This is a genomic window from Nodularia harveyana UHCC-0300 (genome assembly GCF_034931085.1).
In the GTDB taxonomy this organism is placed as follows: domain Bacteria; phylum Cyanobacteriota; class Cyanobacteriia; order Cyanobacteriales; family Nostocaceae; genus Nodularia; species Nodularia harveyana.
Genome location: NZ_JAYGHG010000006.1, coordinates 75747 through 88461 on the forward strand (window position 1 = coordinate 75747; position 12715 = coordinate 88461).

Consider the following 12715-nt stretch of genomic DNA (forward strand, 5'->3'; position numbering starts at 1 on the left):
GGTTCCCGCACTAAGGTATGGCTGAACTACTTAAGTATAAATACTCAATTATTTTGATATATCGGGTTTTGCTCCGTAAGTCACGAATATTTTTATAGAGCTAAATTTATTTCCAAACCAGGAAAATTGTTATAAAACAGTAATCAGGGTGCTGCTTGATGAGTAACATTACAGTGATCCAGTGCCGCCATCCTATTGCTAAAACCATTCAATCTCTAAACCACACAGCCTGAGGGAATTGTTGAGAAACTTCAGGAAAAGCAAAAATTCAGGGACAAATTTTCATCTGTTCTCACGAGACATTTGCGAACTTCTGTAAAAAACAAGTTAGTCTGAGATATCGGAAATACTCAAATAAAATGGCGTATTCAAGAGTCAAACCTTGATCAGCCCTAAGAGAGTCTCCCATTTGCATTGTTCAAACCAAAGTCAATTGCTTGCGAGTTTGTGGTTCTACACGGATAATGGTGGTCTACCCAGATGGTGCCTGGTATTGCCAAGCAAAACCAGAAGTTATTGAGCAAATCATCCCAGAACAGTTGATAGGCATAATGGTGGTACAAAAATAGGCATTTTTAACCCATCTTTTGCCGATAATCTCCCTACCTGCTTGTGAACAGTTGATAGAGGCTTAACATCCGCAGGATATAGTAAAGCAGTAAGTCTATGAAAGCGCGGGTTGTTTTGAAGTGAGGGTCATCTTGAACCAATACATACGTCGTGAATCGGAAAGATGATGATTTAATCAGTGTTTTTTCCCCGCCCCTTTCAAAGCGATATATAATAACGCATTATAAATATTACTGTTCTACGTATCCTTACCGGAAGTTTGCCCATCAACTAGTCGTCTGAATCAAAAGTGACCACCACTTTTAAGACTGACAGGAAACAAAGGCAAGTTAAGTAGAAAAACGGACAACATCTCAATGAGCCACCAGAAAGGATAACCATTCAAAACCTTGATGGACCGAAGCGCGACAAGTGCCACTGCTATGAAAGAACCCAGCATGAAAGATCACAAAAGACTGCTATTGATTGATGATGACCCTAACCTCATCTTGCTGGTGAAGGATTACCTCGAATTCAGAGGCTATGAAGTCAACACTGCCGAAAACGGAAGAGAAGCTCTGGAAATTCTTGAACAAGATATTCCAGATATGATCATCTGTGACGTAATGATGCCGGAAATGGACGGATACACCTTTGTAGAACAAGTCCGACAAAATGAACGCACCGGCTGGATTCCCGTACTTTTCCTCTCAGCAAAAGGACAAAGTGCAGACCGAGTTAAAGGTCTGAACAAAGGGGCTGATGTCTATATGGTCAAGCCCTTTGAACCAGAAGAACTCGTAGCCCAAGTAGAATCTTCCTTGAAGCAAACTACTCGTTGGAAAGAACACCAAGCCAAAGGAGGCGAAAACGGTTCTCGGATTCAGGTTCCCTTTGATGTCCAGTTAACACCAACCGAACTGAAAGTAGTACAGTTTGTTGCTAGGGGTTTAGCTAACCGGGAAATTGCTGAAGAATTAAACGTTAGTCAGCGTACAGTTGAAAGCCATGTGTCCAATATGTTGGGTAAAACCAATCTCCACAACCGCACTGAACTAGCGCGCTGGGCAATTGAAAATCAAATGGCTTAAACTCTTTGCTGATTTCTGAAGTTGTGAGTTTTGAGCAATTATGTCTTAACTCAAAACTCAGGCTGGTTAAGGCATTCTGACTTCAGATTGAAAGCTCATAAATTATGAATTGTGAAGCTAAACTTGGATTTTTTAATTCAAACTTCATGATTCATAATTCATATTACAGTCCTTAACTGCGATGTTCCAACCCGGATATCACCTAAAAATATTACTACATCACCCCACGCAAATCCTCCATCTCCGCAACTGGAAAGGAAATATGGCTTGTAGGGGTTGATCAAGCTTTACATAACAGAAAATTAAGGGTTAACCGAAGACGCATAGTTAAATTCGGTCGATGTGTCATATAATCTTGAGTTTGAATAGCGTCCATAACACTTACAAACTTTTTTACCTCTCAGGGTTTTCTTTTTTTATTCTTTTATTCAGAATAGCCGGAAAGTGACAGAAGAGGGATATCACAATACTGCTAATCATCAAAAATGTGATTAATCTAGTTTTTACAAGAGAATTAGGAGTGAATATCAACTCCTAATTTTTTTAATTTGTAATTCTTTTAGTTTGCCATTTTTGGATAGCTTCTTGAGCGTCTTCGTAAACTGCTGTCACTTCTGGGACTAAAATAGCGGTTTCAATTGCTGCGGAAATATTGCCTTGCTGCGCTCGACCTTTAGCCAGTTCCAAAATTTTTTCACTCCATTCATTAATGGATTTTTCGGCTATCTCAAATCCTGGTTGTCCGGGTGGAACTCTTCTAGCGACTTCAATAGCACGATTATATGTTGATGCTTGTCCCGGTATAATTAAGGCATGGGCTGCATCTAAAACAGTTTGATTACCAACATATTGTTGAGCTTCTAATTGCCATTGCCTAATTGCTGCTTGTGCTTGAGGATAAATGCTTTGATCAGGAGAAACTAATTCAGCCGCCGCAATCGCATTTGTATATTGTTTTTCTTTAGCACGACTTTTTCCTAAATCTAAAATCATCTGACTCCAAATTTGAATATTGTCTTCAGCTTGTTGATAGAGTGGTTCGCCGGGTTGAGTTTGTTTAGCGATCGCTATCGCCTGGCTGAGATCACTAGCTTGAGTTTGTTTCAGAGACATTTTCTCTAAATCTAAAACTGCTTGATTACGCTTTTCAGACTCAGAATTAGCGGCAATTTGGGCGCTAGATTGATTTTTTACTCCCAGATTGATTGATGATGTTTCGGAGGTTGAGTCAGCATTTGGCTCAACAGTGGTAATAGTGGGTGATATCGGTGATGTTTCTTGGAGTTGTAAAATTTTCGCCTGATTACGGAGAATCACCACCGAAATTAAAGCTACTACCAACATAGTTCCACCACCCCAACATAAGAACTGTTTCCACAATGGGGGTTCTGCTTTATCAGGCGGTGCAAGAACATAAGGTTGAGGCGCATTAGGAATGAACCTCCCCCCTGTAATTTGCGTGTTGAGGGGCTGTTCCTTTGCGGAAGTAGAGAGTTGTTCTTCTTCCCATTGGCCAATGGTTGGGGTGAGGTTGGAAAAATTCATCGATTGGGATTTTGCACCCACAATAGTTTTTACACCTTGGGCTGCTGGCCACATACTCGTGTTTTGCGTCTGGAAAAAATTGGGGGGGGTAATTGGGCGAAGAGAAGAAGCTGTTCGTGCGACAGCAAAGCTTTCCTCTGGAAAAATAACTACTTCGCTTTGACTCGGTTCTATGCGGCTTTCTAGGAGTTCGGTTGGATTTTGCACCTGACAATCCGGTAATATTGGTTGTTGGTGAAATGAGAAAATTAGAGGATTTTGTATAGGTCGCCAGTAGTGCTGACATAATTCTGGAGTTAGAACACTTAGATAGCTTTCTAGATCCATCAAGTTACTGGCATTACCAGAACGTAAAGCCTCTAATAATGCAGCTGTGAAGAATCCGTGACCTAGTTCGCTACTTTCATGGGAGAATTGGTCTGATTGGCAAGAAAGAATGGTGGGAATTTGTAATTTCTGAGCAAGTTCTCTGATTTCTAGTCCCACGGGGCTATCTGCTTGAGTGCCAAAAGCACGGTTAATATCCAGCAGCAGTAGTGTATTAATTTTCGCCATTTGCAAACTTTGCATTAGCGATCGCACTTCTATTCCAGTCTCTTCTACCAATTGGGGATTTCCTTCCACTGGCATTAAGTAATCTTTGCCGTTGTAATTGACCCCATAACCACTAAAGAATAACCATAGATGGTCTTGTGGTTGCCAATAATTGGCTGTCATTTCCTCCAGCCATACGAGAATATTTTGCTTAGTGGGATAGGTTGATTTATCGTCAATTGGTGGGGAAGAATCTGTGATCGCTAAACAGTTTTCTTCTCGCAAACCCCCTTCTTTCACCAAAAAATTCGTTAGCACTTCGGCATCTGCTTGAGCGCAACCTAAAGGTTGAAATAACTGATATTGATTAATGCCAATTGTAACTGCCCAGTAATTTGCCATCCCGCTCTTTGTAGGTTGTTGTTTGCTTGCCTAAAATTGCGGTTGCCTTTGCTGAAAAAACAAAGCTAACCTATGTCTTATAGTCTGCCGAGAATATGATTTATTTACTGAGTTCTCAGCAGTTTTTATTACAGTAAACTTAGATAATCATCCTTAGTAAAAATCAAATTACAATTTATCCATCAGGAGCTGTCATCTTATGACCAAGAGTATTGTTCATCAACAATCATTGATCACCCCCTTTCCATTTATTGGCCAAATTGCCAAAAAGATCCGGATATTTCCGTTAGTTGTTTTACTTTTTTCGCCTATTTCTGTGTGGGTATTAACAGAGGCGATCGCCCCGCAGATAGTTCGCGCTTATACCACTAGAATTGACCTGAATATTGAGCGCATGGCAGATGAAACCTATGAATCTACACTCCGTCGAGCCGAATCTGTGGCACGGGCAGCAGCTCAACGGAGCTTTGATAAGGATATATTAGCTACAGATGTTTCAGTGATTGTAACTGTAGAAAGCTATGGGGCGATCGCACCTATTTTGGCTTTAGAAGTTACTCGTCAGCAATGGCGTAGCCGCCCAGATCCTCGACGTTGGGCAAGTTACTTTAAAAGTGCGCGATATCTCCTGTTATATGACACAAAACCAGCAATATCCAATGCAAATCAACCTTCTCCTACGATGCCCCCAGCCGCCAGTCCTGCCAATTCTCCGGCTCAATAGGAAAGAATCAAAGGTGTAGAGGGAGAAGTTTTTTCCCAGCCCCTTGTCAATCCCTATCTATAAAAGTCTAATTGATCGCTTAGAATAGGAAGGTTGTCAAGCATTGCGATATTCGCTACTATGGCTGTTCCTAAGAAGAAAACGTCCAAATCCAAACGAGATAAACGTCGAGCTACCTGGAGACATAAAGCTGTTGTTGAAGCTCAAAAGGCTCTTTCTCTGGGTAAATCAATTTTGACTGGACGTTCTACCTTTGTCTATCCCACCGCCGAAGAAGAGGAAGCAGAATCATAATTCCCCAGTGAGGAAAAGCCAGCGTTCAGATTTATCAATCCTGGATGTGGGCTTTTTCTTGACTTGTGTGATGCAACTGTCAATCGTAGGTAGTGAGCAAAAGCTCATGGGATTGATAAAAACTGGTAATGAGTAATTGGGGAAACCCTTTACCCATTACTACCCAATGATGCTGAAGCAATTTGAGAGACCAATTGAATTCAGTTTTTGGCTTTAGCCAATAATTCGCTTCAAAGCAGATAACTTGTCTTTGTAGGGAGCATATCGCCAGTTTAAATCCAGCCAAAAGTAATTTTTTAAAACACTCTTGTAATGGGAAAAGGTATCAAAACTGGCTTTACCGTGATAGCTACCAATTCCACTATTACCGACACCACCAAAGGGTAAAGATGAGACACCAACTTGCATAACTGTGTCGTTGAGACAAACTCCACCGGAGGAGGTTTGCTGTAACACTTGTGTTTGCAGGTTTTTATTTTGGGTAAATAAGTATAAAGCTAAGGGTTTTGGTTGAGAATTAATTAAGGCGATCGCATCTGTGATCTTGGTATATTCAATTATCGGCAAAATAGGGCCAAATATTTCCTCTTGCATGACAGCATCTGTTAAGGAAACATTGTCAAGTAAGGTAGGAGAAATATAAAGTTCCCCAGGTTTTGTTTCTCCACCAATAATAATTTCGCCGTCTTTGAGGAAGTTAGCCAACCTATCAAATTGTTTTTGGCTAATAATTCGAGCGTAATCTGGACTAGTTGCAGGATTATCTCCATAAAATTCTGTGAGGCATTTTTTCATCTCATTGATCAAATCTTTTTTGATTTTTTGATCAACTAAAAGATAATCAGGGGCAATACAAGTTTGTCCAGCATTAATAAATTTACCCCAAACAATACGTCTAGCAGTGTATTCTAAATTAATTTCCGTATCTATAATACAAGGACTTTTGCCACCTAATTCTAAAGTAACAGGTGTGAGATGTTTAGCGGCTGCTGCCATGACAATTTTCCCCACGGCTGTACCACCAGTAAAAAAGATATGGTCAAACTTTTCTGCTAAGAGTTTTTGACTTGTTTCCACACCTCCTTCCACTATAGCAATATAATCTGGTGTAAAATATTTGCCGATGATCTCAGCCACTAAGCTAGAAGTATGGGGCGCAATTTCTGAAGGTTTGAGAATTGTACAATTTCCCGCCGCGATCGCACCTACTAACGGAGAGATAATCAGCTGCAAAGGATAATTCCAAGGGCCGATAACTAAAACAACTCCTAGCGGTTCTGGATAAATTTTGGCTGAGTATGGAAAAAACTTCCAGGGAACTGCTGCTTTTTTAGGTTGAGTCCAATTTTTCAGGTGTTTGATAGCATAATCAATTTCACCGACTACACCAATTTCTGTAGCATAGGTCTCAAATTCTGGTTTCTTTAAATCTGCTTTTAGTGCTTGAATGATTGCTGGGCTATTCTCTACTATTATCTGTTTAAGAATTTTAAGTTTTTCAAGGCGAAAATTAATATTCTTGGTTTTCCCAGTCTGAAAAAATTCACGCTGCTTGCCAATTATTGCAGACAAATCCGACAATTCATGAGTAATCATATTTTATATTTTGTAGTTCTATTAGTTGAATAAATTATGGGTATTTTTTTACTTTTTCATAGGTAAACTAACTATAAACACACTACCTTTACCTACCTCTGAATTTACTAGAATTTTACCATGATGAGCTTCGATGATGCGGTGAGAAAGGTACAATCCTAAGCCACTACCAGAACTGTTGTGACTTCCTTGACGAAACCTTTCAAACAATGTGGATTGTTCTTCAGGTGTAATACCTATGCCTGTATCTACTACTTCTATAGTAATGTTATCATTTTTAATTTCCGGATTAAACCGGATATGGACTGAGCCTGATTCAGTGAATTTGATGGCATTACCAATTAAGTTTGTAAATAAACGATGCAGTTCTAAGCGATCGCCCATGACGATATCTATAGTTAAATCTTCAGATAAATCCAGAGATAATGCTTTCTCTTGTGCTAAGGGTTTCAGTTCTCCAACTACTTCTTTTAGTAACTGAATTAAATGAACTTCTTGAAATACTATGCCTTTGCGACCTGCTTCAAAGCGGTAAACTTCTAATAAAGTATTAACCATAGACAGCAGATTAAGATTACTGCGAGCCATGATGGTAATTACTTCTGACATTTGTGGTGATAAGGTTCCCAATGCACCTTGCTGTAATAGCATCAACATCCGATCAGCTGCGACTAAAGGTGTGCGTAAATCGTGGGTAAGACGGGAAACAAAATCTTGGCGCTGACGAGCGATTTCATCACGTTCATCCATACTGCGCTTCAACCGTAAAAGCGATCGCACCCTTGCCAATAATTCATCTACTGTTACAGGTTTACGGATAAAATCATCAGCACCTAAGTCTAATCCGTAAGCCACATTGGGCGCATTGTGGGCAGTAATCAGCAGAATGGGGATATAGGGCTGAAATTTTATATCTTCACGAATGTGTTTAGTGACTTCGTACCCATCCATTTCTGGCATCATCAAATCCAATAATATCAAGTCACATGGTGATTTTTCCAGTTGTACTAAGGCACTGATCCCATTTTCTGCTGTGGTAACGGTGTAGCCTTCTGCTTCTAAAATTGTTTTGATCAGAAATAGATTATCAGTAGAGTCATCAACAACGAGAATTTTGTCAAAGCGAGAAGATTCGCAATTCATGGGGTGGGGATATTTAGGGAAGTCAATTATGTTGATAATGACATTATTATGCTGTTGATAAGTTTTATCGTCAATATTTTGGAAAACTGACCAGTAATAACTGGGTCGATTACCCCAAAGTTACCGGATAATAATTAGGTTGCTTGAATTTTAGCTATGAAGCCACTACATTATTTAATATTCCATCCTGACCACGGAAGAAAAAAAACTGAAGTACAGGGTAAAGCTTTGATTAAAAACCAACTCACAGATTGGTATGGTTCTGTTTGGGTGGATCAACCGGATGGGAATGAAGATCCATTTGTATTTTCAAAAATGTGGCTCTATTCATACTGTCATGCCACACAATTACGAAGAAAACCCGTCTCAAAAAAAGCTTATCTCAAAGCAGGATCATATCTGTTCTTCTGTAGTGGAGATGCTGCGAATGAAAGAATTATTCAGCTAGATACAGTTTTTGTTGTAGATCATGCTGCTGAGTGGACGGATAACCAACAAGGAATACCTGAAGAGTTCCAAAAGCATTACGAAAACAATAAATCTGACCTATGGGAGAGACATTTCAAGTACCCTTTTCGTGGTGAACATACGGGGAAATACACCTATGTAAGTAGACAATGGTTTGACAGAAAAGATGAGTATTCTTTTTTGCCAATTTCTCAGAATAGCGATAGAGTACAATTTGATTTAGGTTTACTTACACCTAACCTTAAATCGAAGATAGAAGGCAAGATACATGGAAAATATCCAGTAATATTAAGCGAAGAAGAAAAAATAGAAATACTGATAAAAATATTATCTCTAACCAGTATTCAAGTAATTGGTAATCTAACTAGGCTGGACAACATCAACATAATAGGTTCTTGCAGCACAGGCTGTTGAGAAAAGTTGGTAAGGATTGCAAAGTGTTAGTGTAACCTTGCTAAACTCAATCGTGATTTCTGGTAGCAGTGAAATTTTTTAACTCTGTTTAGTTCAAACAAACGTATATTTACACTGATTCGCTAGTAGTAGTTAGGTCATCTAAAACTTGTTGAAATTGGGCTGTAGAAGGAATGGCGATCGCTCTTTTCAGCAGCATTTTCAGTACAGATGTATCTTCTATGCCATTGACAACAGACAAAATAGAATCTGGTACTTGTTCAAAGCGCGTTTCGAGAATGTCAATCACATTATCTCGACCCATTTGGATAACTCCTTGTTCTATTCCTTCTTGTTTTGCTAATTGTTCAATACTTGTTACGTACCGCATTCTATTTGCCTCCTCGTAACTTTTCAATTCTGTTTGAAAACTCAGTGCTAATTCTTCTGGTAATAACATTACCCAGTCAATAAAGCGAAATAATTCCAGAACGTCTTCTCGACTGTAACCACGTTGAAATAGCTGTCTGACTAAGCTTAACTTCTACTGTAGCCGACTTTCTGGGTTTCGTTGCGTCGCTTTGGTCTTGACAGCAACTTTCAAGAAAGAAATTATTGGAATAAACGAACCGCAGAGACGCAGAGGACAAAGAGGTATGAGAATTTGAGAGGTTTTTTGTGTTAGGTGGTTGAGTGTTTTTTTTCTTGGGAAGTCTCTAAAACAGAAAATATCTTTGCGCCATTGGTAAAATAGTCGCCGGGTCACAAGTTAGTAATTCACCATCAGCCCTGACTTGATAGGTTTCTGGATCAACTTCAATGTGTGGTAAAGCATCATTTAGCTTCATATCTCGTTTACTGATCTGACGTGTCCCTGAAACGGCGATCGCAGATTTTTTTAAACCTAACTGAGTGGGAATGTCCCTTTCTAAAGCGGCTTGGGAAACAAAGGTTAAAGATGTGGCGTGACGCGCCCCCCCAAAACTGCCAAACATGGGACGTGTATGCACAGGTTGGGGTGTGGGAATACTCGCATTAGCATCACCCATCTGTGACCAAGCAATCATTCCTCCTTTAATGACTATTTCTGGTTTCACACCAAAAAACGCTGGTCGCCACAAACATAAGTCGGCAAGTTTCCCTGCTTCTACTGAACCGACATACTCAGAAATTCCATGAGTAGTTGCGGGATTAATTGTGTATTTAGCAACATATCTTTTGGCGCGATTATTATCTGCAAGTCCATCGCCAGGAAGACTTCCACGTTGCACCTTCATTTTGTGGGATGTCTGCCAAGTGCGAATTATCACCTCACCAACTCTTCCCATTGCTTGGGAATCTGAGGCAATCATACTAAATGCGCCTAAGTCGTGCAAAATATCTTCCGCCGCTATGGTTTCCCGGCGAATGCGTGACTCAGCAAAAGCGACATCTTCGGGAATGCTAGCGTCGAGATGATGACACACCATCAACATATCTAGGTGTTCTTCTAAGGTGTTGACGGTGTAAGGGCGCGTGGGATTAGTGGAAGATGGTAAAACGTTGGCTTGACCGCAAACCTTAATAATATCTGGTGCGTGTCCTCCCCCTGCGCCTTCGGTGTGGTAAGTATGAATCGCCCGATGTTTAAAAGCCGCAATGGTATCTTCCACAAATCCGGCTTCGTTCAATGTATCAGTATGAATTGCTACTTGCACATCATACTCATCAGCAACGCTCAGACAAGTATCAATGGTAGCGGGGGTAGTTCCCCAATCTTCGTGGAGTTTTAACCCCATTGCGCCGGCTAAAACTTGTTCGACAATTCCTTGGGGTTGACTGGTGTTACCTTTACCCATAAATCCTAAGTTCACGGGGAAAGCATCAGCAGCTTGTAACATCCGGTGCATATTCCAGGGGCCAGGAGTACAGGTTGTCGCATTTGTCCCTGTAGCGGGTCCAGTACCACCACCCAACATGGTAGTAATTCCAGAGGCGATCGCCACTTCAATTTGTTGGGGACAAATAAAATGAATATGGCTATCAATACCCCCAGCAGTGAGAATCATTCCTTCCCCGGCTAAGGCTTCGGTTCCGGGTCCAATAATAATATCTATATTGTCTTGAATATAGGGATTTCCGGCTTTCCCGATTTTGAATATTTTGCCGTCTTTAATGCCAATATCGGCTTTAACAACACCCCACCAATCGAGAATTAAGGCGTTAGTAATAACTAAATCTACTGCGCCATCGGCGTTAGAAATGGGGGATTGTCCCATTCCGTCTCTGATGACTTTACCGCCACCAAATTTCACTTCGTCGCCATAGGTGGTGAAGTCTTGTTCAACTTCGATAAATAATTCTGTGTCTGCTAGTCTAATGCGATCGCCCACTGTGGGACCGTAGGTTTCTGCGTAGGCTTGACGAGAGATTTTGTAAGGCATAATAAGAATAAGATTTAAACTTGTCTAAATTTTCCCATTAACCTTCCCATTAAAACCATAAATTTCACGACTCCCCACCAAAGCAACTAAACTAACCTCCTTCTCATCCCCCGGTTCAAACCTAACTGCTGTCCCCGCAGGAATATCCAGACGCATTCCCCGCGCCTGTTCTCTATCAAAACTCAATGCTGCATTAACTTCGTAAAAATGAAAGTGTGAACCAACTTGAATTGGGCGATCGCCTGTATTTCCCACCATTAACTTAATAACAAAACGACCAGCATTTAACTCAATTTCACCATTTGGAGTAATAATTTCCCCTGGAATCATACTTCTTTCTTCCTTTGCGCCTTTGCGCCTTTGCGTGAGAATTATCTAATCGGATTATGCACAGTTACCAACTTAGTCCCATCAGGAAAAGTTGCTTCCACCTGTACCTCATGCACCATTTCCGGAATACCCTCCATCACATCATCCCGTGATAACAAAGTAGTCCCATAACTCATCAATTCTGCGACAGTTTGTCCATCTCTCGCACCTTCCAAAATCGCCGCCGAAATATAGGCGATCGCCTCTGGATAATTCAACTTCAAACCCCTATTTTTACGCCTCTCAGCCACCAAAGCCGCCGTAAAAATCAATAACTTATCCTTTTCCTGCGGTGTCAATTGCATTCTTCTCTTCCTCTTGGCGTTCTTGGCTTCTTGGCGGTTCAAACCTGCCATACTCTGGGTACACAGCCACCACGATGTAAAAAATCCCCTCGTAGCAACTCCCACACAAGCGTAAACCAGTTTCTCACCTCAGAGGTAGAAGCGCCACGATATCGACACAAAAATCCATTTTGTAAGCGAGTCATACCAACTTCCCCCGAACCATCCCATAAACTCCGTGCTTTTTGCAAAAATTCGGCAGAAATATCACTTCCCACCCAAACCAGACTACCTGCTATGGGTTTTCCCGCCAAGCCGTGAGGACTGTGGAAAACTGCTTCGCTACCGGGTAAGTATTGGGGATCAATCCATAAGGGTACGCCTCCTTGCCAAATTTCCGTATGCGATCGCCATTCTCCCTGTAAAAATTTTTCGCCTCTCGCAGTCCGACCAAATCGGGTAATTTCCCAGCCTAACCAACTACCTCCCGGTGCTAATTCTACCCGTAAATCTTGGCGATAAATTGCCCCGTTAAACACAATCGTTTCTTGAGGTAGCCATTCTAAACAAGCACCTGCATCAATTTGGATATCAATATTTTGCCTGGCTTGGAGTCCGTTGCTTCTGTATATTTTACTAGCTGCGGCTGTAGTTATTAATGCTTGAGTATTGGCTTGGAGGTGGATATTAGAGGATAGGCGATCGCCCCCCACTACACCCCCAGCCGTGTGTAACATGACACTATGGCAAATTTTCGCCCCCTCTGGATAAAAAGGCCGTTGTACCTTCAGGGGGGCTTGATGGTGATTATAAATTAATTGGGTGCTATTTAGGCGATCGGCATAAACTAAATTTAGTTTCCCATGCCAACTTTTATCTATTGGACTGTTAACAATCATT

The 12715-nt window shown here is 40.9% G+C and carries 12 protein-coding genes; 4 read left to right on the forward strand and 8 right to left on the reverse strand.

Annotated features, from left to right (window positions below; all coding sequences use genetic code 11):
* Positions 1 to 962 precede the first annotated feature (962 nt).
* Entirely contained in the window at positions 963 to 1640 is a 678-nt protein-coding gene (locus VB620_RS06050; RefSeq protein WP_006194611.1) for a response regulator transcription factor, read from the forward strand.
* Positions 1641 to 2183: 543 nt separating this feature from the next.
* On the opposite strand, the gene VB620_RS06055 is transcribed toward VB620_RS06050, so the two are convergent.
* Positions 2184 to 4121, reverse strand: coding sequence for a caspase family protein (locus VB620_RS06055; protein ID WP_323195242.1), 1938 nt, complete (start codon positions 4119 to 4121; stop codon positions 2184 to 2186).
* Positions 4122 to 4320: 199 nt separating this feature from the next.
* Between VB620_RS06055 and VB620_RS06060 the strand changes: the two genes are divergently transcribed.
* The gene (locus tag VB620_RS06060) at positions 4321 to 4845 is read left to right on the forward strand and encodes a hypothetical protein (RefSeq protein ID WP_323195243.1); all 525 of its coding nucleotides are present in this window, start codon (positions 4321 to 4323) and stop codon (positions 4843 to 4845) included.
* Positions 4846 to 4965: 120 nt separating this feature from the next.
* Positions 4966 to 5139, forward strand: a complete 174-nt coding sequence (rpmF, locus tag VB620_RS06065) for a 50S ribosomal protein L32 (protein ID WP_323195244.1) — start codon at positions 4966 to 4968, stop codon at positions 5137 to 5139.
* A 213-nt stretch (positions 5140 to 5352) separates the two neighbouring features.
* Here rpmF and VB620_RS06070 read toward each other — a convergent pair whose 3' ends face one another.
* Complete coding sequence (locus tag VB620_RS06070) at positions 5353 to 6735, reverse strand: aldehyde dehydrogenase (protein WP_323195245.1); 1383 nt, start codon at positions 6733 to 6735, stop codon at positions 5353 to 5355.
* 48 nt (positions 6736 to 6783) lie between these two features.
* A complete protein-coding gene (locus tag VB620_RS06075) occupies positions 6784 to 7878 on the reverse strand; it encodes a hybrid sensor histidine kinase/response regulator (RefSeq protein WP_323195246.1) in 1095 nt (364 codons plus the stop codon).
* Between the two features lie 156 nt (positions 7879 to 8034).
* Here VB620_RS06075 and VB620_RS06080 point away from each other — a divergent pair, with 156 nt between their 5' ends.
* Positions 8035 to 8760 (forward strand): hypothetical protein, encoded by a 726-nt coding sequence (locus VB620_RS06080; protein WP_323195247.1) that lies wholly within the window; start codon positions 8035 to 8037, stop codon positions 8758 to 8760.
* Positions 8761 to 8869: 109 nt separating this feature from the next.
* On the opposite strand, the gene VB620_RS06085 is transcribed toward VB620_RS06080, so the two are convergent.
* From VB620_RS06085 to VB620_RS06105, 5 genes are all read right to left on the reverse strand, one after another.
* Positions 8870 to 9130: a hypothetical protein gene (locus tag VB620_RS06085; RefSeq protein ID WP_323195248.1), complete on the reverse strand. Its 261-nt coding sequence runs from the start codon at positions 9128 to 9130 to the stop codon at positions 8870 to 8872.
* A gap of 325 nt (positions 9131 to 9455) precedes the next feature.
* Positions 9456 to 11162: an urease subunit alpha gene (gene ureC / locus VB620_RS06090; RefSeq protein WP_323195249.1), complete on the reverse strand. Its 1707-nt coding sequence runs from the start codon at positions 11160 to 11162 to the stop codon at positions 9456 to 9458.
* A 24-nt stretch (positions 11163 to 11186) separates the two neighbouring features.
* Positions 11187 to 11492 carry an urease subunit beta gene (locus VB620_RS06095; protein ID WP_323195250.1) on the reverse strand — a complete coding sequence of 102 codons (306 nt, stop codon included), beginning with the start codon at positions 11490 to 11492 and terminating at the stop codon, positions 11187 to 11189.
* A 41-nt stretch (positions 11493 to 11533) separates the two neighbouring features.
* Complete coding sequence (gene ureA / locus VB620_RS06100; RefSeq protein ID WP_239729670.1) at positions 11534 to 11836, reverse strand: urease subunit gamma; 303 nt, start codon at positions 11834 to 11836, stop codon at positions 11534 to 11536.
* Between the two features lie 38 nt (positions 11837 to 11874).
* Positions 11875 to 12714: an urease accessory protein UreD gene (locus VB620_RS06105; protein ID WP_323195251.1), complete on the reverse strand. Its 840-nt coding sequence runs from the start codon at positions 12712 to 12714 to the stop codon at positions 11875 to 11877.
* Position 12715 lies beyond the last annotated feature (1 nt).